A 25,081-nucleotide genomic window follows, 5' to 3' on the forward strand; every position below is an offset into this window, starting at 1 on the left:
CGAGGGGCCGAGGCCATGAGCGAGTTCGACGTCTATCAGCTGCCGGAGGACCACGAGACGATCCGCGCCGCGGTGCGCGAGGTGTGTGATGCGCGGGTGGCGCCGAACGCGGCCGAGGCCGACGAGACCGGCGAGTTCCCCAAGGCGTCGTACGACGCACTGCGCTCCTCGGACTTCCACGCCCCGCACATCCCGGTGGAGTACGGCGGCGCCGGTGCGGACGCCCTGGCCACCGCGATCGTGATCGAGGAGGTGGCGCGGGCCTGCGGGTCGTCGTCGCTGATCCCGGCGGTCAACAAGCTGGGCACGATGCCGCTGCTGATCGCCGCCTCGGAGGAGCTCAAGCAGAAGTATCTGCCCAAGGTCGCGTCGGGCGAGGCGATGTTCTCGTACTGCCTGTCGGAGCCGGAGGCCGGTTCCGATGCCGTGTCGATGACCACCCGGGCCGTACGGGACGGGGATTTCTGGGTCTTGAACGGTGTGAAGCGCTGGATCACGAACGCCGGCGTGTCCGAGTACTACACCGTCTTCGCGGTCACCGACCCCACCGCTCGTTCCCGCGGCATCTCCGCCTTCGTCGTGGAGAAGTCGGACGCCGGAGTGTCGTTCGGCGCGCCCGAGAAGAAGCTGGGCATCAAGGGCTCGCCGACCCGCGAGGTCTACTTCGACAACGTGCGCATCCCGGCCGACCGCATGATCGGCGAGGAGGGCACCGGCTTCGCGACCGCGATGAAGACGCTCGACCACACCCGGGTGACGATCGCCGCGCAGGCCCTCGGCATCGCCCAGGGCGCGCTCGACTTCGCCAAGGGCTACGTGAAGGAGCGCAAGCAGTTCGGCAAGCCCGTCGCCGACTTCCAGGGCGTGCAGTTCATGCTGGCCGACATGGGCATGAAGCTCGAGGCGGCCCGGCAGCTGACCTACGTGGCGGCCGGCAAGAGCGAGCGCGGCGACGCCGACCTGACCTACTTCGGCGCGGCCGCGAAGTGCTTCGCCTCCGACGCCGCTATGGAGATCACGACCGACGCGGTGCAGCTGCTCGGCGGGTACGGCTACACCCGCGACTACCCGGTCGAGCGCATGATGCGCGACGCCAAGATCACCCAGATCTACGAGGGCACCAACCAGGTGCAGCGCGTCGTGATGGCGCGCCAACTCCTCAAGGACTGACGGTCCGGAAAAGGGGCCGGGCGTTTCCGCCCGGCCCCTTTTTCTATTGCCGGTCGAGCGACTCGATGAACCGGTGCACAGTGGACGAGTCGCTGGGCACGATCCGGTTGAAGATGTTGCTCGACCGCTCGATGTCGTGCCGAACGGTGGAGCTCTCCCACCGGCCCTCACGCGTGTAGACCTCGGCGTACACGTGATCGCTGCCGGTGGCATCCCACTCGCGCAGGACGCCGGTCGGCTGATCCGCCGGGTCGTCGTCCCGCACCAGGACGGAGTAGCGGAACGGGATCTTCCGCGCCCACCGTTCCCGGAGGCCGAGCGCCGCCTTGGCGGTGACTTCCCTCAGCGCGTACGGGACCTCGCCGCGCTCGATCTGCCCGAGCAACTCGGTCCGCGCCCAGGCGACGTCGCCGTTGAGCCGGGTGATCCCGGCCGGACCGGCCCCCTCGACCACGCGGATCAGGGTGACCGGATCTTTGACGTCGTGATCGTCGTCGACGACCGCGAAATAGTGCCGCATTCTGGTCATCCCACCGGGAAGTCGAGGTCAGGGGCACCTACTGGCGGCTTGACCGTATCCCACAGACCCGTGCTGATGCCCCGGGCCTCGGTCGCCGGCAGGCCGTATCCGACGGCATCGTCGGAGAGTCGGCCGATCTCGTAGTAGATGTGCTCGGCCTTGTTGACCCAGAAGCTGTCCGGGGTGTGGAACTGCACCTCGAACAGCTGACCGGTCTGCGGATCGCGCCACGTCGAGTTGATGCCCTTGTAGTTCATGCCCTTCGGCGGCACCCAGGTGTTCTTCCACTTGACCAGCTGGAACCCGTCCGCCTTGAGCAGCCCGACGGCCGCCTTGACGCCGCCGACGTAGACGAAGTGGTTGAACTCGATGGTGTAGCGAAGGTTGTCGCCGATCTTGGCGAGCAGGTCCTCCATCGGCACGGTCGGGTTGTCCGCCCGGTGCCCGGCCATCTTCCGCTTGAGCGAGTCCGCGGCCTTCAACCGCAGGTCCCAGTACCGCTGACTGGCGAACCGGGGGTCCTCCACCTTGACCTTGACGTCGTTGACGATCTTGGTGAACCGCGGGTCCACCAGCTTCTCGTTCTTCTTGGCCAGCGCGATGGCCGCATCGACCGCGGCGTTGTCCTGCTGGTTGAGGGCGAGGTCGACGCCGTTCTCGGTGTATTCCCAGCTGCCGTCCGGCTGCGTGCCGTTGCACCGGACCGCCGCGGCGGCGGCCGCCGCCCGTTTCGCGGCCAGCGGGAGGCCGCAGGCCCGCGGCGTCTCCGGGAAATCGACATCCTTCTCGATCTTGAGGGTGAGATCCCGGATCGTGAGGACGTTGTCCTCGATCCGGGCCACGCCGCCGTCGAGCCGCACCACCGCGTTCTCGAGATCGCCGACCGCCCCGTCGAACCGGGCCGTCGTGCTCCCGACCGAGTACGCCTTGTTGTCGATCAGGGCGATCGCGTCGTCGAACTTGGCTACGCCGTTCTCGATCCGCACCCCGATCGCGGTGATCTTGGCCAGCTTCCCGGCCTCGCCCGCGCCCTCGGCGACCCGGACGGTGAAGCGCTCGATCCGTCCGATCCCGCCCGGCAGCCGGGTCAGGCCGAGGCGCAGCAGGTTGCTGATCCCGCCGAGCGTCTTGTTCAGCGCGCCGCCCAGCTCGCCCACCCCGGGGATGGCGAACGAGGCGACGTCGAACAGGGTGAGCCCGAACGCCTTGCCCGGGTTCTCCCGCCATTCGGTGATGTGGATCAGCTCGAGCGGGTGGTCCTTGAGCAGCCCCGGCATCTGCCGGAACCCCTCGACCGTCTTGCCGCAGTTGTTGCGGAAGTAGTCGCCGTCGAGGCCGACCACCACCCAGCTGCCGCAGTCGGCGAGCGCCTTGAGCCCGGTGACGAAGCCCTTCGCGGCCTCCCACAGGCCGGCGCCGACCTGGACGAACCAGTCCTGCACGGCGTCGCCGTTGGCCTGCGCCGCGTCGCAGGCGGCGTCGTCGCCGGTGTAGCACTTGCCCAGCAGAGCGATGTGGTTCTTGGTGGCGTCCAGGGCCGACTTCAGGCTGGGCTGGACCAGTTCCCACAGATGCTTGCAGGCGTCGGTCATGTAGTTGCTGCACTTGAGGTACGACAGGATGCCGTCCTCGACCTTGTCCTCGAATGCCTGCTGCTCCCGCAGGATCGCGTCCTGCTTGGCCTTCTCGTCCTGCAGGCCCTTGAGCGTGTCGGCGAGCTTCTTGGCCTGCGTGTGGATGCCGGCGGTGGCCGACTTGGCCCACGCGTACGCCTTGTCGATGCTGGCCGAGGCCCGGCCGGCGCTGGCCGCGGCGAGACTGGCGTTCTGCGCCGCGTTGTCGGCGATCATGGCTTCCCGCCACGCCACCGACTCCCACTGGGTCGCGGTGTTGGCGGCCGTGGTGGCGCCGTTGGCGTCGTTGGTGGCCGCGATCGCCGCCTGGTAGGCCTGGTTGGCCGCGGCGATCGCCGTGTTGGCCGAGCCGATCGCCCGGGCGGCCGACTCGTACGCCGGTTTGATGTCGTCGACCGCGTCCTGCGCCTGCTTGGTGGCGTGCTGGGCGGCCTTGTCGGCCTCCTCGGCCCGCTTCGCCGCGGCCGCGGCCTGCTGCTCCGCGACCGTGAGGGCCTCGGCCGCGACCGACAGCGCGTCCCGGGCATCGGCGTTGATCGCGGCGAACCGGGCGGCGATGTAGGTCGCCGTCCCGGACCGGTCGACGGTCATCTGGGCCAGCGCCGCCGCACTGCCGGCGGCATCACCCGCGATGTCGGCCTGCACTACGGCCTGCCCGGCCTCCCGGACCGCCTCCTCCGCCTCGGCCTGGGTGCGCCGGGCGCCGACCTCGGCGTTCTCGGCCGCGCGGACACTGTCGGCGGCCGCCTGACCGGCCTTGTCGGACGCCTTCCGCGCGGTCTGGGCACTCTGCTGAGCCGCCTTGGCCGCGTTGCGGGCCTTGGTCGCGGCGGCACTGGCCTTCTCGGCCTCGCCCCGGGCGGCATCGGCGGCCGCCCGGGCCTTGGCCGCCCAGGCCAGCGCCGCGTTGTACGCGTCGCGGGCCCGGTCGGCCTGGATCTGCAGGTCGCGGGTGGCCGCGTCGGCGTCCTGCCCGGCCTGGGTCGCCTCGTCGCGGGCCTTCTGCAGGGCCGCGGTGATGACGTTGTACTGCTGCTCGGCCGCGATGCAGCGCGACGTCGCCGCCTCGAGTTCCGTGCCCGCCCGGTCGACCCGGTTGATCGCCGCCTGCTCACGCTGGACGGCTTCGTTCGCGTCCAGTTGGGCCGCCGAGGCGATCTGGGCCTGGCTGACCGCGTTGGACGAGGCCCGCTCGGCGTCGGCGCGCAGCGTCTTGGCGTTGTCGGCGTGCTGCTTGGCCGAGGTGGCGGCCTTCTCGGCGACACCCCGCTGTGTCTTGGCCCGGGCCGCCGCGTCCTCGGCGATCTTCTGCTGGGTCTTGGCCACGGTCGCCCGCTGGGCCGCCACCGTTTCCTGGTAACGGGTCTCGGTCAGCCATCGGGCCGCGTTGTTCGCGTGCAGGGTGGCGTTCTGATCGGCGTCCAGGGCCAGGCTGTCGGCCAGGGTCGCGGTGGCGGCCTGGCTCGCGGTCCCGGCGGCGTGCGCGGCGGCCTGGGCGGCGAGGCCGACCGAGAGGGTGACCTGAGCCCAGTCCTGCCCGTGGGCCTGCCCTGAGTCGGTGAGCTCCTTGGCCGCCACCTGCACCTGGGCGATGACCTGGTTCATGTCGAGCGCGGTCTGGGCGGCCCGGTTCGCCTGCGCGGCGGCCTCACCCTTGTGCGCCTCGAGCAGTGCGGTCCGGCCCGGCTGGCGCGGACGGTTGATCCGATCCTGCTCGAAGACCTGGTCGGCGGCGTTGGCCGCGGCCGCCGCCGATCGCATGGCCAGCAGCGCGTCCTCGAGATAGCGCAGGCCGCGGATGTTGGCGGCGACGATGTCGGCCCGGGCCCGCGCGGCGCCGGTGGCGGCATCGGCGGCGGCGGTGAGCGCCTCGATGTTCTGGTTGCGCGTCTCGACGGCGACCCGGATGCGTTCGCGGTTGTCCCAGTCGGTCTTGTTGGCCGCGGCGTAGCCGGTGGTGTAGAACGCGGCGATGGTCGCCGGGTCGCCGGAGGCGAGGGCCTGGCTGCCCTCGGCCACCACGGTCGGCCCGCCGATCGTGACCATCTGCTCGACCCGGGCGTAGATCCGGGCCCGTTCGGCCTCGGTGTCGCCCACCGGGCGGTCGAGCCGGTCGGCGACCTCCCAGCCCCAGGCGACGTACTCGCTGATCGCGAAGTCGCCGCTGATCAGGGCGAGGTTGGCGGTCCGCTTGACGTTGGTGCCGCCGCTGGTCGACCAGGTCTTGACCTGGTTCTTCTCCCGGGTCTTGCGCTGACTCGCGGTGAGCCGGGACTTGGCCCAGCCGGTGTCGACGAAGTCGGCGAGGGCCTGCGTGGTGCCGGCCGCCAGCGCCGCCGTGGCCGCGTCCCGCACCTCGAACTCGGCCGCGTAGGTGGCGATGTCGACGACGCTGGAGCGGTACCAGTCGGCTTCGTCGTCGGTCCAGTCGACCGCCGCGGCCGCAGCCGGGGCGGCCGGGGCCGGTCCGGGCAGGACCGCGCCGCCGAGGGTGAAGCCGAGCAGCGCGGTCAGGAAGACGTACAGAATGCGTCTCATCGGTCGTTCGCCTCCTGGGCGATCTGGGCCCACAGCCGGCTCTGGTCCTCGGCCCAGCGGACGGCGTCCTCCCAGTCGGTGACACTGTCGCGGGCCCGGGTGAGCACTCCGGCCCAGTCCTGCTCGGTGGTGGCGCCCTCGGCGTGTTCGGCCACCGCGCGCCACTTGTCGGCCTGGGCGGCCGCCCGGTCCCGCTCGGCCGCCCAGTCCACGCTGGTGCCGCCGGCCGAGGTGGACACGGCCCGCCAGGCCGCGACGGTCTCGGCGTGCAGCTTCTCGGCAGCCTCGCCGCTGGCCCCGGCCTCGGCCGCGGCAGCCGCGAGCGCGGCCTGACGGAGCCGTTCCAGGGCCGCGTTGCCCTTGAGGTCGAGGTCGCTGATGACCCGCTTGTACGCCTCGTCGTCGAGGCGGGCGCCGGCCGCCCAGTAGTAGCGGAAGAAGTCGGCGATGTCGGCGTCCTCGCCGCCGGTGATGGCGGCCACCGCCGCCGCGCGTACCTGCGGCCCGGGGTCGCTGTCGGCCAGCGAGGCGACGAAATCGCGGTCGGCCTGGGCCTGCTGGGCGACCTCCTCCTCGTGCTGCTGCTGGCCGGAGGCGTCCAGATCCTGCAGGATGGCCAGCCCGGTCCGGACGAACTCGTCCTTCTCGTCGTGGGTAGCGGTCAGCGCCCGCTCACAGCCGAAGCGGACGTACGAGGTGGAGGGTGAGATCCGCAGCCAGTAGCTGATCTCGGCGACGTTGGACCGCTCGAACGAGGCGGCCCGGTTGATCGCCGCGGTCAGCCCGGTGGCCAGGAACTTGGTGATCGCATTGGGGTCGGAGCTGTTGAGCGCCACGGCCGCGGCCGTGCGCACCTCCCAGCGGCCGTCGGACATGGCCCGCCATTGGACCCGTTCCCGATCGGCCTGGGTGGCGGCGGCCGCGGCCGGGGCGGCGGATGCGAAGGTGACCACGAGGGCCAGGGCAACGGCCGAGACCCGGCCGGAAATCTTGAACAAGGGGTGCCTCCCGAACGGCACGCGAAAGGAGCGGCCCGGCGGGTTCACCCGCCGGGCCGACAAGAGGGGTTCCTAGTGGAAGACCGTGAACTCGGTCTTCTGGACGGGCGTGGCGCTGGAGAAGCGGACGACCTTGGCCGACGTCCCGGTGGCGGCGGTGTCGGTGATCGCGTACTTGCCGGTCGTCTTGGACTGGAGCACGTCCATCGAGAACACCGGGTCCACCTTGGAGGTGACCTGCTGGAGGACGAACCGCGGCGCACTCGCCGCGCTCGTCACGTCGGCGGCCAGCATCCCGCTGTAGGTGACGTCGGTTCGCTCACGGACGTAGGCGTTACCCGCCGTGCTCTTGAGCGTGACCTCCAGCCTGGTGTTGGAGGTCTGCGCCACGGCACAGAACTGGAAGTTCTGGTCGGCGGCGCCGAACGAGGTCGCGTCGGTGCGGATCAGGCCCTTGGCCGTGTTGGCCGTGTGCGACCGCCAGGGCCGCGTCGAGGTCGACGAATCGAACCCGATGGTCGTGGTGGTCGACGTGCACTGCGGCACGTAGGAGACGGCCGACCCGGTGAAGCTGGTGAGCGGCTGGCCCGGCGAGATCCATTTCTGCTCCGGCTGGGTCGCCCCGTCCGACACCGGTTCCAGCTTCCACTGCTCGTCGGTCGCGGTGCTGTATTCGGCCGTGCTCACCTGGGTGCCGTTCGCGGTGCCGGCGTCGCGGGCCTTGATGTAGTTGCCGCCGGCACCCGAACGCAGGTAGGTGCCGGTGGACTTGTTGAACATCGAGACCCAGTTCGCGTCGCGGGTGCCGCACGCGGCCTGGATCAGGACCGCGCCCTCGGCGTCGCCGTAGAAGGGACGAACGGTCAGGCAGAACTGGGACGCCCGGTTGCGCAGCTCGAAGCGGGTGTCGGTCAGCGCCGTCACGTCCCAGATCTGCTCGTTGCCGGTGCCGCAGTCCCGGATCTCCTGGTAGGCATACGACTTGAGCGCGCCTTCGCCGGCCTTGTCGAGCGCACCGACCGGCCGCACGCAGCGACCCGACCGCACCCCCTTGAGCCGGAAGGAACCCTTCGGGGCCAGGCTCGCCGCACCCTGGTGCGACGGATCGATCAGCCGCCACTGCTGGTTGGTCAGGTGACCGTTGGGATTTTGCACCATGGTGAGCGAGCCGGCCGTGCTGCCGGCCACCGCGCTGATCACCTTGTTGTTGGTGACGTTGCGGATCTCGACCTTGCCGGCGCCGTTGTCGAGCAGCTCCCAGACGTCGTTCTTCTCGCCGGTGATCGAGTTGCACGGGTAGCCCATGATCGGCGCGCCGTCCTGGCCGATCTTGGCGCGTTCGGGGAACAGGCACTCCTGGGTATGGGCGCTGACCAGCTTGTAGCGCCCGGACGTGCTGGTCGGCGTGAGAACCCACCGCTGTTGGGCGATGTTCTCGTTGCACGGATCGACCCGGAACCGGAACTCGGTGCCGTTGTAGCTCTGGTGCCGCCACGGCGCGGCCACGCAACCGTTGAAGCCGTTCGCCTGGATCATCACGATCCGGTTGGCCGACGGCCGGATGTAGTCGGCCTGCTTCGCGGTGTCCGCGCCGCCGAGCAGGAACAGGCTGCGGTCCAGGGCGACACCCTCGAGCGCCTTCTTGGCCGCCGCCACCGTGGCCGGCTGGAAGCCGTCAGCCTCGGCGGCGTACATGATGTCGCGGACCTGGACCTCCTTGGCCCGTGCGTCGGCCAGGTCGCGCTCGTCGATGTCGACCTTGCTGGCCAGGTGGACGCCGTTGAAGATGTAGTCGATCCACGCGTCGCGCTCCGGGTTGGCGTAGGCGACGGTGGCGTCCGCCTTGACCTTGCGGCCGGTGCTCTCGCTCGCGAACAGATAGATGAGCTCGCGCTCCTCCAGATCGTCGAGCTCGTACGACGTCGCCGACCGCTTGAGCGCGACCGAGATCGCCTTCTCCTTGGCCGAGCGCAGCGCCGCCGCCGCACGGGCCGCCACGATCTCGGCGTTTCCGTTGGCGATCTCGTTCTGCCGGTCGGTCTCGGCCTTGGCGAACACGCCGTTCTGGACGAAGTCGAGCCGGTCCTCGTCGGTCGCCGTGGCCGCGGTGAGCGGCTCGAGCGCGGCCTTGACCTCGGGCCAGGTCGACGCGCGACGCCACAGCTCCTGCACGAAGTTCTGCAGCGTCTGGTCGAGCATGGTGGTGCGCTCGGTGTTGGTGGCGGGGACCCAGTTGATCTCCTGGGCGGCGCGCAGCCGGATCTTGTCCAGTTCGGCCTTGCGGCCCTTGAGCGCGATGTCGCGCTCGTTGGCCGCGAAGATACCGGTACGGATGAAGTCGGCCGAGGCGCTCTCCGCGTCGCCGGCGTCGGTGAAGGCGGCCAGCGCGGCCGCCTTGAGCTCGGAGTTGTGCTTCTCCGAAGCCTTCTCCCAGAGCACCGAGACGAAGTCGCGGTCGCTCAGGGCGACCTCTTCCCGTGGTACCCAGCTCAGCACGGCCGCGGCCGCGTACTTCTCGTCGATGGTGGTCTCCGCCGCGGCTTTCGCCACGATCGGCGGTGCGGCGGCGGCCAGGGCGGGGACCGCCCCGTCGACGACCGTGACCGCCATGCAGGCAGCAACCATCATCCACAGGCGAGAACGCCTGTGCTGTCTCTTCGACATCAACTTTCCCCCGTGCCGACCAGTCTTCAATTGAGGAAGCGTTCAGATCGACATCGATCGAACACTGGGCGTCACCGTATCAGCTTGTTTCGATGTAGTTGGTCCCCTCCGATCGAAGGTGATTCACATCGCCGGGCGGTGCTCTCGGGCAAGGAACGTGTTCGTTTCTTCGAAACTTCTTGACACAAGAAGTTCATCGATGTGTAGATGCGTTCACATCCCCATCGACGAAGCCCGAGGAGATCGATGCGCCACCGCGTCCCCTCCCTGCTGGCCGTGCTCGCCCTGGCGGCCTCCTTCCTGGCCGGCGTCGCGTCCCCCGCGAATGCCGCCGTCGTCCCCAAGACCCCGCCCCTGACCACTCCGTGGACCAGCCAGGTGTCGACGACCAACCCGCTCCCCGAATACCCCCGCCCCCAGATGACCCGCCCCGACTGGCAGTCGCTGAACGGCGAGTGGGAGTTCCTCAACCCGGCCGAGGTCAACCGCAACGCCGCCCCGCCCATCGGCCAGACGCTGCCCGAGCGCATCCTCGTCCCGTACCCGGTGGAATCCGCTCTTTCCGGCATCATGCGCAACGACAACCGTGACCTGATGTTCTACCGCCGCACCTTCACCGTGCCGGCCGGCTGGAACGGACGCCGCGTGCAGCTCCACTTCGGCGCGGTCGACTACGAGGCCACCGTCTGGGTCAACGGCCGTCAGGTCACCACCCACAAGGGCGGCTACGACCGGTTCGAGGTCGACATCACCGACGCCCTCACGAGTGGTGCCAATGAGCTGATCGTGCGTGTCTACGACCCGACCGACGGACGGGGTGAGAAGCAGCCGCTCGGCAAGCAGGTCGCCAACCCGTCCGGCATCTTCTACACGCCCAACTCCGGCATCTGGCAGACCGTCTGGCTGGAGCCGACCCCGGTGAGCTCGATCTACTCGGTCGACATCTATCCCAACATCACCACCAACACCGTTCGCGTACGCGTTTTCACGCGCGGAAACGTCGCCGGCCACAGCGTGCTGGCCGAGGCCCTGAACGGCTCCACTGTGGTCGGTAGTGCCACCGGCGGCTTCACCGAGTTCACGGTGCCCGTACCGAATGCTCGTCGCTGGTCGCCCGACGACCCGTTCCTCTACAACCTGCGCGTCACGTTGAGAAACAACAATCAGGCGGTCGACCAGGTCACCAGCTACTTCGGTATGCGGGAGATCGGCACCAAGATGGTCAACGGCCAGCTGCGCCCGACCCTCAACGGCGAGTTCGTGTTCCAGATCGGCACACTCGACCAGGGCTACTGGCCGGACGGCCTCTACACCGCCCCGACCGACGCCGCCCTCGCCTCCGACCTGCAGAAGCACAAGGACCTGGGCTTCAACATGGTCCGCAAGCACATCAAGACCGAACCGGCCCGCTGGTACTACCACGCCGACCGCCTCGGCCTGCTGGTCTGGCAGGACATCCCGTCCACGCCGGCCTTCGACCAGAACCGCACCCCGGCCCAGATCGCCCAGTTCGAGACCGAGGCCCGCGAGATCATCGACGAGCACCGGGCGTTCCCGTCCGTCGTCACCTACGTGCCGTTCAACGAGGGCTGGGGCGAGTGGAACCTGGCCGACACCCAGCGGGTCACCCGCGATCTCAAGGCGTACGACCCGACCCGCCTGATGAACGCGCACAGCGGCTACAACTGCTGCGTCTCCAAGGGCGATCCGGGCACCGGCGACATCATCGACTGGCACGTCTACACCGGACCCGACGCGCCCAGCCCGTCACCCACCCGTGTCTCGGTGCTCGGCGAGTTCGGCGGCATCGGCCTGCGCAACCCGGGCCACGAGTACAGCCCCGACGGCCAGTTCTTCGCCTACGAACAGGTCTCGAGCAACGCGCAGCTCAACGACCGTTACACCGGCATGGTCCGCGACGTGCAGCAGCTCATGACGACCAAGGGCGTTTCCGCGTACGTCTACACGGAGATCACCGACGTCGAAGGTGAGTACAACGGGCTGTTCACCTACGACCGCCGCGTCCAGAAGGTGGACACGAACCAGGTGCGGACGGCCCACGCCAACCTGATCAACGCCTCCCGCAACCTCAACTCGGCCGCGCCGCTCACGCTCGGTCACGTGCGCTCGTTCCAGGTCACTACGGCCGGCCTCACCAACCGCTACCTGCGTCACGCGGACTCTCTGGCCCGCACCGACGTCCTGACCAGCGCGAGCGCCGACGGAGCAAGGCAGGACGGTTCCTTCCGTACGGTGGCCGGCCTCGCCGATTCTCGTTGCTATTCGTTCGAGTCGGTCAATTTCCCCGGCCGCTACCTGCGCCACGCCGACAGCCGGGTGCGACTCGACGCGAACACCGGCGGCCCGTTCGCGGCCAACGCCACCTGGTGCCAGCGCACCGGCCTGGCGGCCGGCGGCACGTCGTTCGAGTCGCTGAACTTCCCCGGTTCCTACCTGCGCCACTACGCCGACGCGGTCTACCTGGCCCGCAGCGGCGGCCCGAACGCCTGGGACACCGCGGCAGGCTTCCCGGCCGACGCCACCTGGAACCTCTCGGCGCCGGCGCTGTGGCGCAGCTCGGTGCAGCTGCCGGTCGGCGCCCGCCGTTCGCTGCAGGTGACGACGTGGGGCCACACCGACCGCTACCTGCGGCACGCCGACAGCCTGGGCTTCACCGAGATCGTCAACGCCGGCAGCAGCGCCCTGCTCAAGGCCGACGCGACGTTCACGATCCGGCGCGGCCTGGCCGACTCGTCCTGCTACAGCCTGGAGTCGGTCAACTATCCCGGCCAGTTCCTGCGCCACGCCGACAGCCGCCTCCGACTGGCCGGCAACGACGGTTCGGCCCTGTTCGCGGCCGACGCCACGTTCTGCGCCCGCCCGGGCCTGAGCGGCGCCGGCGTCACCCTGGAGTCCCTCAACCTGCCCGGCAACTACGTGCGGCACTTCGAGTCGCAGGCCTACATCGCCGCCGGCACCGCCGGTGCCGGCTTCAACCGCCCGCAAACCCTGACCGCCGACAGCAGCTGGACCCTGGCCAACCCCTGGTCCGCCTGACAGCCATCCAGGAAAGCGCCCCGGCCGAGACGGCCGGGGCGTTCCGCGGCGTCAGCCGGCTCGGACGACCTCGGTGGCCGGGTCTCCGTCGACGGCGGCGGCCATCTGGGGGACCAGCTTGTCGAGCAGGTAAGGCAGGCTCAGCACCGAGATGAACGAGGTTGCGGCGCCCACCTCCTCGTTGTTCTCGACGTAGAGCGAGCGGCCCTCGGTCTTCACCTTCAGCTTCGAATAGAGCGGATCCGCCTCGACCTTGGCCTTGTCGGTGTCGTACTTGTCGACGATCCAGACCAGCATGTCGACGTCGAGCAGGTCGGTGCGCTCCTTGCTCAGGTTGGCGCCGAACTCCTTGCCGGTCACCTCGTCCAGGCCGGCCGGCAGCGTGAAGCCGAGGTCTTTCAGCAAGCGGCCGCGCGGGTCCTGGGTGCCGTAGACCCAGTAGCCCTCGTACGTGGTCGCCATCAGCCCGGTTTTGCCGGCGAACGAAGGGTTGTCCTGCTTGACCTTGGTGAACAGCGCCTCGGTGTCGGTGACGAGTTTCTCGGCCTGGGCCGTGCGCCCGACCGCGGTCCCCACCATGCGGGTCAGTTCCTGCCAGCCCACGCCGTAGTCGACCTGGTCCTTGGGCTGCGCGACGGTCGGCGCCATCTTGGCCAGTTTGGCGTAGTCCTCGCTGGTCAACCCGGAGTAGATGGCCAGAATCAGGTCGGGCTTGAGGGCCGCGACCTTCTCGAACTCCACGCCGTCGGTCTGGGTCATCACCTGGGGCAGGGGAGCCGAGCCGAGCGCCGCCTCGGCCCACGGCCAGATGGCGCCCGGCTTCTCGCCGAACCACTCGGTGGTGCCGACCGGCACGATGCCCAGCGCGAGCAGCGCGTCCTGGTCGACCAGGCCGACCGTGACGACACGCTTCGGTTCGGCCTTGACCTCGGTGGTGCCGAACTTGTGGGCGACCGACACGGGGAACGCGTCGGTCGCGGCCGCCGAGCCGCTGCTCGCGGCCGCCGGTTCGTCGTTGGCGCTGTTCGGGCCGCACGCGGTCAGTGCGAGCAGTGCGGCGGCCGCGATCGCGGTCCACCGAATGTGAGGAAGCCGCACGGGCTGGTCCCTTCGTGAAGGCAAGATCGGGCCGAGTGTAGGTTAGCCTCACCTAATCAGAGAACCCCGAGCGTAGGGACGGAGCCCACGTTGACGGCCGTGCTGACGGCTCCCGCTCAGCCGCGAGACCGGCGGCGGCAGAAGCGCTGGATCGGCCTCGCGGTGGCGCTCACTGTCCTTTTTGTCGTCATCGCGCTGAGTGTGGCGATCGGCAGTCGCTCGATCGATCTCGCGACGGTCTGGCGGGTTCTGTGGCATGCCGACGACTCGCCGGAATCGGCCATCGTGCACGACCTGCGCCTGCCCCGCACCGTGCTCGGCATCGCGGTCGGCGCCGCCCTGGGCCTGGCCGGCACGGTCATGCAGGCGCTGACCCGTAATCCGCTGGCCGAGCCCGGGCTGCTCGGGGTGAACCTGGGCGCCTCGACCGGCGTCGTGATCGCCATCGCCTTCCTCGGGGTCGGCAGCGCGGCCGGCTATGTCTGGTTCGCGTTCGCGGGTGCCGCGCTCGTCTCGGCCGCGGTCTTCGCTCTGGGTGGCGCCGGTCGGCACCCCACACCGGAGCGGCAGATCCTGGCCGGCATCTCGATCACCTCGGTGCTCGGGGCGATCGTCTGGGCCATCCTGGTGCTGCGCCGCGAGGCGTTCGACCGCTACCGGCACTGGGACGTCGGCTCGTTCTCCGATCGTGAGGCGGGCACCGTCCTGCGGATCCTGCCGTTCGTGGCGGCCGGTGTCGTGCTCGCGCTCCTCCTGGGCCGCCGGCTCAACGCGCTCAGCCTCGGTGACGAGTCCGCCACCTCGTTGGGAGCTTCCCCCGTACGCATCCGCGCCCTCGGCCTGCTCGCCGTGACCCTGCTGTGTGGCGCCGCCACCGCCGCGGCCGGCCCGATCTGGTTCCTGGGCCTGGCTGTTCCGTACACCGCCCGCATGATCGTCGGCTCCGACCACCGCTGGATCCTGGCCTACGCGGTCGTGCTCGGCCCGGCCCTGCTGCTCGGCGCCGACGTGCTGGGCCGGGTGCTCGTCGCGCCGGCCGAGTTGCCGGTCGGCGTGGTCACCGCGTTCCTCGGCGCGCCCCTGTTCATCGCGCTGTGCCGCCGACGCCGGCTGAGCACGCTGTGACCGCCGTGCCCACGAGAAGCCGACGAGCCGTGATCCGGGCCGGCGGGCTGTCGTTGCGCCTCCACCCCCGTACGGGAGCAATCGGTCTGGTCCTGCTCTTGATCGCGCTCGGTGTCGCGTTCGTCAACCTCACCACCGGTGATTCCCCGGTGCCGGTGGCCGAGGTGCTGAAGAGCCTGGCCGGTAAGGGCACCGCCGGCACCGACTTCATCGTCTACGAACTGCGCCTGCCTCGCGTGCTGGTCACCCTGCTGGTCGGCGTGGCCCTGGGAGCCAGTGGTGCGGTGTTCCAGAGCCTGACCCGTAACCCGCTCGGCAGCCCCGACTTCGTCGGCCTGACCACCGGCGCGGCCTCCGGCGCCCTGATCGTCATGCTGATCACCGGGGGCGGCGGTCTCCGGGTCGGCGCGGGCGCGATCATCGGCTGCGTCATCACCGCCGTGGCCGTCTACCTGCTGGCGTTCCGCCGGGGTGTGCAGCCGTTCCGGCTGGTGCTCATGGGCATCGGTGTCTCGGCCCTGCTCGAGGCCTTCAACTCCTATCTCATCTATCGGGCCCAGCTCAACGAGGCCATCGCGGCCCAGGTGTGGCTGATCGGCAGTGTCAACGGGCGCGGCTGGACCGAGGTGGTCATCGTCGCCGTCACGGTGGTCGTGCTGGTGCCGCTGATCCTCTACTACGGCCGCCACCTCAAGGTGCTCGCGCTGGGCGACGAGATGGCCGTGCTGCAGGGTGTGCCGGTGGAACGCAGCCGGGCGATCCTGGCGCTGGCCGCCGTCGGTCTCTCGGCCGGGGCGACCGCGGCGGCCGGCCCGATCGCGTTCGTCGCCCTGGCCGCCCCGCCGCTTGCGGCCCGGCTCAGCCGTTCGCCCGACGCCGGCATCCTGCCCGCCGCCGTGATGGGCGCCGCCCTGCTCTCGGCCGGCGACTGGGCCGCGCAGAACGTGCTGCCGAGCGACAACATCCCGGTCGGCGTGGTCACCGCGGCACTCGGCGGCCTCTACCTGACGTGGCTGCTTCTCCATGAGAGACGAGGAGCGCGGGCGTGACGCTGTTCGCGGCGGGAGCCGATACGAGGAAACAAGGAGCGCGGCCATGACCGAGGCACGCCTCAGAACCGAGGGCGTCACACTCGCGTACGAGAAAAGGGTCGTCGCCGAGAATCTCGACGTGCGGATCGCCGACGGGTCGTTCACCGTCATCGTCGGGCCCAACGCGTGCGGCAAGTCGACGCTGCTCAAATCGCTCGCCCGCGTGCTCAAGCCGCAGGCGGGCGCGGTGCTGCTGGACGGGCAGGCGATCGCCTCGTACCCGTCCAAGCTGGTCGCCAAGCAGCTCGGCATGCTGCCGCAGTCGCCCATTGTGCCCGGCGGCATCGTGGTCGAGGAGTTGGTCGCCCGCGGCCGGTTCGCCCATCAGCGGCTGCTCCGGCAGTGGTCGCCCGAGGACGAGCAGGCCGTGACCGACGCGATGCGGCTGACCGAGGTGTCCGATCTGGCCGACCGGTTCGTCGACGAGCTGTCCGGCGGTCAGCGGCAACGGGTCTGGCTGGCGATGGCGCTGGCCCAGCAGACGCCGATCCTGCTGCTCGACGAGCCGACCACGTTTCTTGATCTGTCCCACCAGTTCGAGGTGCTCGACCTCTGCGCCGAGCTGCACGAGCAGGGCCGCACCGTCGTCGCGGTGCTGCACGACCTCAATCACGCGGGCCGCTACGCGACCGAGTTGATCGTGATGAAGGATGGCCGGGTGGTCGCCCAGGGCGCACCGGCCGAGGTGATGACCGCCCCACTCGTGGAGGACGTGTTCGCGATGCCGTGCCGGGTGATCGACGATCCCGAGACCGGGACCCCGATGGTGGTTCCGGCCGACCGCCACCGCCGGCGTTCCTCCCGTACGACCGAGAAGGCGCACGCGTGAAAGAGGCGCTGACCAGGCAGCGACGTCTGATCATCCTGGGCTCGGTGCTGTCCACCGCTCACCAGGCGGGCGAGGCGGCCGTCCCGTTCCTGATCGGTGTGGTCATCGACCGGGCCGTGGACGGCACGGTCGGCGATCTGTTCCTCTGGCTCGGCGTGCTCGGGGCGATCTACATCGGACTGAGCTACAGCTTCCGCTACGGCGCCCGCGCCGCCGAACGCGCCTCCGAACAGGCCGCCCACGACCTGCGGGTCCGGATCACCCGCCGGGTGCTGCACGATCGGGGCGGCGCCGAGTCGGGTCGCCTGCCCGGCGCACTGGTCGCCGTGGCCACCAGCGACACCGCCCGGGTCGGCGCGGTCGCGGTCGCCCTCGTCTATCTGTCCTCGGCCGTGGTCGCGGTCGTCCTCACCGCCGTGCTGCTGCTGTCCATCTCGATCCCGCTCGGCCTGCTCGTGCTGCTCGGTCTGCCGCCGCTGATGTGGCTGACCCGGCTGATCGGCAAGCCGCTGGAGGAGCGCAGCGAGACCGAGCAGGAACACGGGTCGCAGGCCTCGGGCATCGCGGCCGACCTGGTCGCGGGGCTGCGCGTGGTCAAGGGGCTGCGGGCCGAGGAGGCCGCGGTGGCCCGGTACCGCAAGCGCAGCCGGGTCGCGGTGACGGCCACCGTGCGCGCGGCCCGCGCCGAGACGGCGTACCAGGGCGTCGTGATCGTCATCGGCGGTCTGTTCCTGGCGCTGATCGCGACCGTCGGCGGCATCCTGGCGGCCGGTGGCAGCATCACCGTGGGCCAGCTGATCTCCTCCGTCGGTCTGGCCCAGTTCCTGGTCGGTCCGCTGTCGACGTTCGGCTGGGTCGGCGCCGACCTCGCCCAGGGCCGGGCCTCGGCCAAGCGGGTCGCCGCCGTGCTGTCCGCGCCCGAAGCGGTCGCCGGGGGAGATCAGAGTCCGGTCACGCCGGCCCGGGGTGAGATCGATCTGCGCGTACGCGACCTCGCCGTGAAGATCACCCCCGGTGAGTTCGCCGGCGTGGTGGCCACCGACCCGGCCGACGCGGCCGAACTGGTGCGCCTGCTCAACCGGTCGCTCGACCCGGCCGACGGCGTCGTCTCGCTCGACGGCGTCGCGCTGGCCACGCTGAACCCGGACGAGCTGCGCGCGGTCGTGGTGGCCGTCGAGCATCACACCGACCTGTTCGACGGCACGATCCGCTCGGCCGTCTCGCTCGACCGGGCCGGCCCGGCGACGGTCGACGCCGCGATGGCCGCCGCCGACGCCGACGAGGTGGCCCGCAGCCTGCCCGACGGGCTCGACGCGGTGCTGGACGACGGCGCCCGGACGCTCTCCGGCGGTCAACGCCAGCGGATCGCCCTGGCCCGGGCGCTCGCCTCGGACGCGCCGGTGCTGGTCATGCACGACCCGACCACGGCCGTGGACGCGGTCACCGAGGCCCGGATCGCCTCCCGGCTGCGCGAGATCCGCGCGGGCCGCACGACGATCCTGATCAGCACCAGCCCGGCCCTGCTGGCGGTCACCGATCGGGTGCTGTTCGTGCACGACGGCGTGGTGCGGGCCGAGGGGACACACGGCGAACTGGCCGACGGTGACGAGGCGTACCGGGAGACGGTGCTGGCATGACGACGACCCTGCTTCCGATCGCGGCCGGAAAGCGTACGCGGAAAGCTCTTGTGGTCTTTCTCGCGCCGGAACGAGGACGGCTGACCGGCGCGATCCTGCTGCTGATCGCCGGTACCGTCGCCGGGCTGCTGGCGCCGCCGCTGCTCGGCCACATCGTCGACCTGGCCTCCGGCGGTGGGGCGACGAGCGAGTTCATCCTGGCCGGTGCGGGTCTGGTCGGCGTGGCTCTGGTCGACGCCGCGCTGGCCGGGGCCGGCATCGCGCTGCTGGCCCAGGTCGGCGAGCAGACGCTGGCCCGGATCCGGGAACAGTTCGTCGAATCGGCCCTGCGGCTGCCGCTCGAACAGGTCGAGCGGGCCGGGGCGGGCGACCTGACCTCGCGGGTCACCAACGACGTGGCGGTGGTGGCCGAGGCCGCGCGCCGCGCCGTCCCCGAGTTCACCCGGGCCATCCTGACCATCGTGCTGACCCTGGCCGGCATGGCCGTGCTCGACTGGCGGTTCCTGCTCGCGGCGCTGATCGCGGTGCCCGTGCAGGCGTACACCGTGCGCTGGTACGCCCGTCGCGCTGTCCCGCTCTACGCCCGCCAGCGCGTCGCGGTGGCCACCCAGCAGCACCACCTGCTGGCCACGATCGACGGTGCCCGGACGATCCGCACGTTCCGAATCGCCGGCGAGCACAGCGGCCGCGTCGCCACCCGCTCCCAGCAGGCCGTCGACCTCCTCCTGCAGGGCATCGCGCTGCAGACCCGGTTCTACGCCCGGCTGCACGTGGCCGAGTTCGCCGGTCTGGCCGCTGTTCTGGCGACGGGCTTTTTTCTCGTACGGGGTGACGCCGTCTCGATCGGCACGGCGACCGCGGCGGCGCTGTATTTCCACGGGTTGTTCAATCCGATCAACACCGCCCTGGCCCTGGTCGATGATGCGCAGGCCGCGGCCTCGGGTCTGGACCGGCTCGTCGGGGTGGCCGACCTGCTCCCCCCGGCGCGCGTGCCGGCGTCGGCTTCTTCCGCAGCGGCCGCCATTCATGTCAGTGACCTTTCCTTTGCTTACAGTCCGGACCGTCCGGTTCTTCATGCCGTATCGCTGACGGTTGCGCGGGGTGAACGAGTCGCGGTCGTCGGCTCCACCGGTGCCGGGAAGACGAGTCTGGCCAAGGTGATCGCCGGGGTGCACGATCCCGTGTCCGGGAGCGTCGAGGTGCCGGCCGGTGAGGTCGCGCTGATCACGCAGGAGGTGCACGTCTTCGCCGGCCCGCTGGCCGAGGACCTGCGCCTGGCTCGCCCCGACGCGACCGACGACGATCTGCGCACCGCTCTCGACCGGGTCGACGCGCTCGGCTGGGTCACACAGCTGCCCGACGGCCTGGACACCGAGGTCGGCGCGGGCGGTCACGCTCTCACCGCGGCTCAGTCGCAGCAGCTGGCGTTCGCCCGGCTGGTGCTGGCCGACCCTCCGGTCGCCATCCTCGACGAGGCCACCGCCGAGGCCGGCAGTGCGGGCGCCCGCCTGCTCGAACGGGTCGCCGCGGCCGCGCTCGAGGGCCGTACGGCGGTGATCGTCGCCCACCGCCTGACCCAGGCCGTGACCGCCGACCGCGTGGTGGTGCTCGAGAACGGCCGGATCGTCCAGATCGGACCGCACGCGTCCCTCGTGAACGAACCCGGCCCGTACGCCACCCTCTGGCAGGCCTGGTCGACCACCCGCCAATCTGGGTAGTCGCTCCCCATTTCCCGGAGCCGTTCCCTGCCTACGGTCGAGGCATGAGCATCTACATGGACGTGCACTCGATCAGTGGCGGCGTCAGCCTCGACGACGTGGCCAAGGCCCACCAGGCCGATCTCGACACGCAGGGCGAGTTCGGCGTCACCTATCAGCGCTACTGGGTCGACGAGGCCCACGGCAAGATCTTCTGCCTGGTCGAGGCGCCCTCGGCCGAGGCCGCCGCGGCCGTGCACCGCAAGGCTCACGGCCTGGTCGCCGACGAGATCTTCGAAGTTTCCGAGGGGAGCTAGTCAGTCTCCCTACTTGACTTCGTTCTTCGTTCATCGCTAGTCAGTCTCCCTACTTAACTTCGTTCGTCGCTAGTCAGTCTCCCTGCTAACCAGGTAGTCTGCCTAGCCATGACGCCTAGGCCCTGGCTGCACGGCTTCCTCGACCTGTGCCTGCTCGCGATGCTGCGCGAACGCCCCGACTACGGCTACGGCCTGTCCCAGCGCCTGGCCGCGGCCGGGGTGGCCGACATCCCTGGCGGCACGCTCTATCCGGCCCTGCTCCGCCTCGAGGAGCAGGGCCTGGCCATACCCGACTGGCAGCCGTCGGAGAGCGGCCCGCGCCGCAAGTACTACGCCATCACCCCGGCCGGGCTGGACGTCCTGGCCGGTCAGGCGGCCGACTGGCAGCGCTTCCGCGACGGCGTCGACGCCCTGCTGACCGGGGTGCACCATGGCTGACTGGGTGGATTCACTCGAATCCGAGTTGGTCCGGCTCGGGCTGCAGCCCGGCCGCGCCCGTCATCTGGCCGACGAGACCGAGCAGCAGGCCGCCGAATCCGACTCGCCGCCCGGCGAGGTCTTCGGGCCGGCGGTTCTCTACGCCCGTCACCTCGTCGCCGCTCTGCGGGTGTCGTCCGCCCCGGCACGGCTGCACGCGGGACCGGTCATGCTCAGCCTCGCCGGTGTGTCGAAGCGCTACCGGCGCCAGACCGTTCTCGCCGACGTCAATTTGACCGTACGCGGGGGAGAGGTCGCCGCCGTCGTCGGTGCGAACGGCTGCGGCAAGTCGACCCTGTTGCGCATCTGCGCCGGCCTGACCCGTCCGAGCGGAGGCAGCGTCCGGCGCACCCGCCGGGTCGGGTTCGTGCCGCAGGACGGCGGCACCGTGGGCGGGCTGACCGCCGAGGAACACTTCACGCTGTTCGGCGCGGCGGCGGGCATGGTGCCCGGGCGGGCCCGGTCCACCGGCGTACACCTGGCCTCTCGTCTGGCCTGGCGACCGGGTGCGCGGCAGCGGGCGCAGCAGATGTCGGGCGGCACCCGGCAGAAGCTCAACCTGGTGCTGGGCGAGTTGCACGCCCCCGACCTGTTGTTGCTCGACGAGCCCTATCAGGGTTTCGACCAGGGCACCTATGTGGACTTCTGGCAGCAGGTCTTTGCCTGGCGCGACGCGGGACGGGCCGTCGTGGTGGTCACCCACCTGCTGCACGACCTGCAGAACGTCGACCACGTTCTCGATCTGGGGGCCTCGGCATGACCGCGCTCGTGGTAGCCAACCTGTCGGCTCGGGAGGTCAGCCGGCGCCGGGCCGCCCTGCTGCTGGTGGTCTCGCTGCCGTTCTGGTTCTATCTCGCGCGCCGCGACCTGTCCGGCCAGTCGACGCGCGCGCTGACCCTCGGCATCGGCTGGGCCGTCTCGACGCTGACCCTGTTCGTGGTCAACGCCTCCCGCGGTGTCGACCCGCGCCTGCGTCTCACCGGCGCCTCCGTGCTCGGCATCATCGGCGGCCGGCTGCTCGCCATGACCGGCATCGGCGTCCTGCTGGCCCTCGGCTACTGGGGTCTGGTCGCGGTCGACCAGGACCTGTTCCACCTGTGGGCCGCCGGCCCGATGATGCTGATCACGGCACTGGTCGCGGCCCCGCTGGGCAGCCTGATCGGGGCGATCCTGCCCCGCGAGCTGGACGGCGCGCTGGCCCTGCTCTGCATCAGTTCGGTGCAGATGCTGGCCGACCCGGCCGGCCTGCTCGCCAAGGTGATGCCGTTCTGGTCGGCCCGCGAGGTCGGCAACTACGTGGTCGACGGCGGCAGCATCGATTTCGTCTGGCGCGGCCTGGCCCACGGCGGCGTGACCTGGCTGATCTGCGTCGCCGGCACGCTCGCGATCTTCCACTGGCGGCTGCGCCTGGTCCGCTACCCCGAGCCGGAACTACCGTGATCTCATGAAGTTCGCGATCAGCTACGGCACACCGTCCTTCGGCGCCGATCCGGACCGCATGATCGCGTATGCGCAACACGCCGAACGCTGTGGCTTCGAGGCGCTCTACATGCCCGAACACGTCGTGCTCTACCGCGGCGCCAAGCTCGGTGAGATGGAGTTCCCACCCGATCTCCCGTACGTGGACCCGCTCGACGCGCTCGCCTTCGTGGCCGCGTCGACCAGCCGCATCCTGCTCGGTACGGGGGTGGCGCTGATCCCGTACCAGCACCCGGTCGTCCTGGCCAAACGCCTGGCCACCATCGACGTGCTGTCGAAGGGCCGGATGCGCCTGTTCACCATCGGCCTGGGCAGCCTGCCCGGCGAGGCGGCCGCCCTCGGCATCGACTACCCGTCCCGCGGCCGGCGCGCCGACGAGGCGATCGACGTCCTGCGCCTGCTCTGGTCCGGCGACGACAAGGGGGTCAGCCATCGGGGCGAGTTCTTCGCGTTCGACGACCTGGTCAGCTATCCGCACCCGGTCGGCGACACCATGCCGATCCACGTCGCCGGCTCGAGTCGCGCCGCGGCCCGCCGAGCCGGTGCGCGCGGTGACGGCTTCTTCCCCGGCGGCATGCTGAGCCCGGACGAGAGGGTGGCCCAGCTGGCCCTGGCCCGTTCATCCGCGGCGGCTGCCGGCCGAGACCCGGACGCCCTCGAATACACCCGCTGGGCCGGCATCACGATGTCCCCGGCGCGGGCCGAGGCCCTGGCGGCCGAGGGCGTGACCCGGGTCGTGGTCAGCGCCACCTCCGACGATCCGGCCGAGCAGCAGGATCAGATGTCCGCCTTCGCCGAGCGTTTCTCCCTGGGACAGGCCTCATGAGCCGTCGGTGGTCCGTGATCGGTGTGCCGTCGAGCGCGGGCGCACACACCCCCGGCATCGAGCAGGCGCCGGCCGCCCTGCGCGAGTCGGGCCTGCTCAACGACCTGCGGGCCGGCGGTCTCGACGTCGACGACCGGGGCGACGTCCGCGGCTTCCGCTGGCGCCCCGACCCGGCCCGCTCCACCGGTCAGAACGCCTCGACGGTGGCGGCGGTGGCCGACGACGTGGCCTCGGAGGTCGCGGCCGTCCTGGCCACCGGCCGTACGCCCCTGGTGCTGGGCGGCGACTGCAGCATCACGGTCGGCGTGATGGCCGGATTCGACCGCGCCGCACAAGAACCGGCACTGCTCTACATGGACGGTGGCCCCGACCTGTTCACCCCCGAGACCCGTCCCAACGGCAACCTCGACGCGATGGGCGTGGCCCACCTGCTGCGCCTTCCCGGTCACCTGGCCGAGGTCGCCGCGGTGGCCCAGCCGATCACGACGGCGCGGCTGGTGTCCTATGGGGACGCTTTGCCCGACGACGACCACGAACGCGAACTGCTCGAAGAGTTGGCCATCACCCGGATCTCCGCGGTCGACGTCCACCGCGACCCCCGGGCGGCGGCCGGGCGGGCACTGGCCGCAGTGGTCGGCGACTCCTTCGTCCTGCACTTCGACGTGGACGTGCTGCGCTTCTCCGACATGCCGATCGCCGACGTGCCCGACTCGGGCGGCGCGCCGATCGGGCTGTCCCTGCACGAGGCGATGACCAGCCTGACCGTGTTCGCCAGTGATCCGCGGCTCGCCGCGCTGGTCCTGACCGAGGTCAACCCCGATCACGCCCCCGATTCCAGCGTGCTGAGCGACTTCACGACGGCGTTCGCGACGGCGCTCGTTTCCTGAGCTTTCTGCCCCTGGCGCTCGTCTCATCAACTGAAAGGCGAGAGCCGCAGCGTGCGCGTTTCGCGGCTGATGTGACCGGCCACACAAACGGTCAACCAAGATCGTCCGAAAGTACGTATTTGCCTCTCCGTGTCCATTGCGCCCCATATGCCACGATCTTGGGCAGAAGGCAGCAATCAACTTCGGAGGTAGAGATGAACAAGGCAGCCCGGACGTTCACGATGCTGGCGATGGGCCTGGTGGCCGGCGCCACGATCGGCGCCGGACCGGCGATGGCCGCGGACAGCGCCACCTCCCCGGCCGCCAAGCCCTCGACCACGACCACCACGAAGGCCCAGGCGGGCTGGGGCCGCGACCGGGTCGTCGGCTACTTCCGCACGCTGCGCGCCTGCGAGAAGGCCGGCCGCATCGGTGAGTTCACCAACCGCTGGGACGACTACGACTGCGACCGGGTCCGCTTCGGCTTCAAGCGCGGCCTGTGGGCCCTCGAGGTCTCGCAGGACTGGCGCGGCGGCGGCCACGGCCACGGCCCGTGGGGCGGCGGCCACGGCGGTCACCACGGCGGCGGTCACCACGGCGGCGGCCACCACCACGGCGGTCCCCGTCGCTGAAGTCAGCCCAGCTGACCAGCACGTCACACCCGGCCGCGTAGTCCGGCCGACCCGCCGAGACGCCCGCACCGTCCGGCGCTGAACACAGGTAGCGGGCTCGAGAGTTCCGTCCACACTCTCGATCCGCACCGCCAGAACCACCCCGGTGCTCGGGCCGCATCCCCACCGATGCGGCCCGAGCGCTGTTTCAGCCCAGACCGCATCGCCCGCATGCCCCGCTGTTTTTGCGTTGGGGTTGCGTGTTCGCGTCGCTCTGCTGTCGCGACGTTCAACCCGCGTGGCTGCATCGCCGCATGCCGCGCTGTTTTTGCGTTGGGGTTGCGTGTTCGCGTCGCTCTGCTGTCGCGACGTTCAACCCGCGTGGCTGCATCGCCGCATGCCGCGCTGTTTTTGCGTTGGGGTTGCGTGTTCGCGTCGCTCTGCTGT

At 70.5% G+C, this 25,081-nt stretch carries 19 protein-coding genes; 14 read left to right on the forward strand and 5 right to left on the reverse strand.

Annotation, left to right across the window (positions count from 1 at the left end):
• Positions 1-15 precede the first annotated feature (15 nt).
• On the forward strand, positions 16-1,170 hold the full coding sequence (locus KOI35_RS35630; RefSeq protein ID WP_215793075.1) for an acyl-CoA dehydrogenase family protein: 1,155 nt from the start codon (positions 16-18) through the stop codon (positions 1,168-1,170).
• Between the two features lie 43 nt (positions 1,171-1,213).
• On the opposite strand, the gene KOI35_RS35635 is transcribed toward KOI35_RS35630, so the two are convergent.
• The 4 genes from KOI35_RS35635 to KOI35_RS35650 all read right to left on the reverse strand — a co-directional run bounded on the left by KOI35_RS35635 (position 1,214) and on the right by KOI35_RS35650 (position 9,470).
• Positions 1,214-1,690 carry a hypothetical protein gene (locus KOI35_RS35635; protein WP_215793076.1) on the reverse strand — a complete coding sequence of 159 codons (477 nt, stop codon included), beginning with the start codon at positions 1,688-1,690 and terminating at the stop codon, positions 1,214-1,216.
• Positions 1,691-1,695: 5 nt separating this feature from the next.
• Entirely contained in the window at positions 1,696-5,862 is a 4,167-nt protein-coding gene (locus KOI35_RS35640; RefSeq protein WP_215793077.1) for a hypothetical protein, read from the reverse strand.
• A complete protein-coding gene (locus tag KOI35_RS35645) occupies positions 5,859-6,860 on the reverse strand; it encodes a hypothetical protein (protein WP_215793078.1) in 1,002 nt (333 codons plus the stop codon). The genes KOI35_RS35640 and KOI35_RS35645 overlap by 4 nt, the downstream gene beginning before the upstream one ends.
• A gap of 72 nt (positions 6,861-6,932) precedes the next feature.
• Entirely contained in the window at positions 6,933-9,470 is a 2,538-nt protein-coding gene (locus KOI35_RS35650) for an RICIN domain-containing protein (protein ID WP_215793079.1), read from the reverse strand.
• Positions 9,471-9,770: 300 nt separating this feature from the next.
• On the opposite strand from KOI35_RS35650, the gene KOI35_RS35655 reads away from it, so the two are divergent.
• Positions 9,771-12,581: an AbfB domain-containing protein gene (locus KOI35_RS35655; protein ID WP_246614261.1), complete on the forward strand. Its 2,811-nt coding sequence runs from the start codon at positions 9,771-9,773 to the stop codon at positions 12,579-12,581.
• 51 nt (positions 12,582-12,632) lie between these two features.
• Here KOI35_RS35655 and KOI35_RS35660 read toward each other — a convergent pair whose 3' ends face one another.
• Positions 12,633-13,679 (reverse strand): iron-siderophore ABC transporter substrate-binding protein, encoded by a 1,047-nt coding sequence (locus KOI35_RS35660; RefSeq protein ID WP_215793080.1) that lies wholly within the window; start codon positions 13,677-13,679, stop codon positions 12,633-12,635.
• 90 nt (positions 13,680-13,769) lie between these two features.
• On the opposite strand from KOI35_RS35660, the gene KOI35_RS35665 reads away from it, so the two are divergent.
• The 12 genes from KOI35_RS35665 (at position 13,770) to KOI35_RS35720 (ending at position 24,655) form a co-directional block, all read left to right on the forward strand.
• A complete protein-coding gene (locus KOI35_RS35665; protein ID WP_215793081.1) occupies positions 13,770-14,804 on the forward strand; it encodes a FecCD family ABC transporter permease in 1,035 nt (344 codons plus the stop codon).
• 5 nt (positions 14,805-14,809) lie between these two features.
• Positions 14,810-15,853, forward strand: coding sequence for a FecCD family ABC transporter permease (locus tag KOI35_RS35670; protein ID WP_215793082.1), 1,044 nt, complete (start codon positions 14,810-14,812; stop codon positions 15,851-15,853).
• Positions 15,854-15,899: 46 nt separating this feature from the next.
• Entirely contained in the window at positions 15,900-16,724 is an 825-nt protein-coding gene (locus KOI35_RS35675; RefSeq protein ID WP_215793083.1) for an ABC transporter ATP-binding protein, read from the forward strand.
• Complete coding sequence (locus KOI35_RS35680) at positions 16,721-18,361, forward strand: ABC transporter ATP-binding protein (RefSeq protein WP_215793084.1); 1,641 nt, start codon at positions 16,721-16,723, stop codon at positions 18,359-18,361. The genes KOI35_RS35675 and KOI35_RS35680 overlap by 4 nt, the downstream gene beginning before the upstream one ends.
• Complete coding sequence (locus KOI35_RS35685) at positions 18,358-20,079, forward strand: ABC transporter ATP-binding protein (protein WP_215793085.1); 1,722 nt, start codon at positions 18,358-18,360, stop codon at positions 20,077-20,079. Before KOI35_RS35680 ends, KOI35_RS35685 begins: the two co-directional genes overlap by 4 nt.
• A 44-nt stretch (positions 20,080-20,123) precedes the next feature.
• Positions 20,124-20,375: a DUF4242 domain-containing protein gene (locus KOI35_RS35690; RefSeq protein WP_215793086.1), complete on the forward strand. Its 252-nt coding sequence runs from the start codon at positions 20,124-20,126 to the stop codon at positions 20,373-20,375.
• 108 nt (positions 20,376-20,483) lie between these two features.
• Positions 20,484-20,813 carry a PadR family transcriptional regulator gene (locus KOI35_RS35695; protein WP_215793087.1) on the forward strand — a complete coding sequence of 110 codons (330 nt, stop codon included), beginning with the start codon at positions 20,484-20,486 and terminating at the stop codon, positions 20,811-20,813.
• Positions 20,806-21,612: an ATP-binding cassette domain-containing protein gene (locus KOI35_RS35700; RefSeq protein WP_215793088.1), complete on the forward strand. Its 807-nt coding sequence runs from the start codon at positions 20,806-20,808 to the stop codon at positions 21,610-21,612. Before KOI35_RS35695 ends, KOI35_RS35700 begins: the two co-directional genes overlap by 8 nt.
• Positions 21,609-22,292, forward strand: a complete 684-nt coding sequence (locus tag KOI35_RS35705) for a hypothetical protein (RefSeq protein WP_215793089.1) — start codon at positions 21,609-21,611, stop codon at positions 22,290-22,292. Before KOI35_RS35700 ends, KOI35_RS35705 begins: the two co-directional genes overlap by 4 nt.
• Positions 22,293-22,296: 4 nt before the next feature.
• Complete coding sequence (locus tag KOI35_RS35710) at positions 22,297-23,157, forward strand: TIGR03619 family F420-dependent LLM class oxidoreductase (protein ID WP_215793090.1); 861 nt, start codon at positions 22,297-22,299, stop codon at positions 23,155-23,157.
• Entirely contained in the window at positions 23,154-24,044 is an 891-nt protein-coding gene (locus KOI35_RS35715) for an arginase family protein (RefSeq protein ID WP_215793091.1), read from the forward strand. Before KOI35_RS35710 ends, KOI35_RS35715 begins: the two co-directional genes overlap by 4 nt.
• A gap of 194 nt (positions 24,045-24,238) precedes the next feature.
• Positions 24,239-24,655, forward strand: a complete 417-nt coding sequence (locus KOI35_RS35720; RefSeq protein ID WP_215793092.1) for a hypothetical protein — start codon at positions 24,239-24,241, stop codon at positions 24,653-24,655.
• Positions 24,656-25,081: the final 426 nt, after the last annotated feature.

It is taken from the genome of Paractinoplanes bogorensis (assembly GCF_018829635.1).
GTDB lineage: Bacteria > Actinomycetota > Actinomycetes > Mycobacteriales > Micromonosporaceae > Actinoplanes > Actinoplanes bogorensis.

Coding starts and splice junctions, on each gene's coding strand:
- KOI35_RS35630 (WP_215793075.1), top strand. CDS start 16: ATGAGCGAGTTCGACGTCTATCAGCTGCCGGAGGACCACGAGACGATC.
- KOI35_RS35635 (WP_215793076.1), bottom strand. CDS start 1,690: ATGCGGCACTATTTCGCGGTCGTCGACGACGATCACGACGTCAAAGAT.
- KOI35_RS35640 (WP_215793077.1), bottom strand. CDS start 5,862: ATGAGACGCATTCTGTACGTCTTCCTGACCGCGCTGCTCGGCTTCACC.
- KOI35_RS35650 (WP_215793079.1), bottom strand. CDS start 9,470: ATGGCGGTCACGGTCGTCGACGGGGCGGTCCCCGCCCTGGCCGCCGCC.
- KOI35_RS35655 (WP_246614261.1), top strand. CDS start 9,771: ATGCGCCACCGCGTCCCCTCCCTGCTGGCCGTGCTCGCCCTGGCGGCC.
- KOI35_RS35675 (WP_215793083.1), top strand. CDS start 15,900: ATGACCGAGGCACGCCTCAGAACCGAGGGCGTCACACTCGCGTACGAG.
- KOI35_RS35685 (WP_215793085.1), top strand. CDS start 18,358: ATGACGACGACCCTGCTTCCGATCGCGGCCGGAAAGCGTACGCGGAAA.
- KOI35_RS35690 (WP_215793086.1), top strand. CDS start 20,124: ATGAGCATCTACATGGACGTGCACTCGATCAGTGGCGGCGTCAGCCTC.
- KOI35_RS35695 (WP_215793087.1), top strand. CDS start 20,484: ATGACGCCTAGGCCCTGGCTGCACGGCTTCCTCGACCTGTGCCTGCTC.
- KOI35_RS35700 (WP_215793088.1), top strand. CDS start 20,806: ATGGCTGACTGGGTGGATTCACTCGAATCCGAGTTGGTCCGGCTCGGG.
- KOI35_RS35705 (WP_215793089.1), top strand. CDS start 21,609: ATGACCGCGCTCGTGGTAGCCAACCTGTCGGCTCGGGAGGTCAGCCGG.
- KOI35_RS35710 (WP_215793090.1), top strand. CDS start 22,297: ATGAAGTTCGCGATCAGCTACGGCACACCGTCCTTCGGCGCCGATCCG.
- KOI35_RS35715 (WP_215793091.1), top strand. CDS start 23,154: ATGAGCCGTCGGTGGTCCGTGATCGGTGTGCCGTCGAGCGCGGGCGCA.
- KOI35_RS35720 (WP_215793092.1), top strand. CDS start 24,239: ATGAACAAGGCAGCCCGGACGTTCACGATGCTGGCGATGGGCCTGGTG.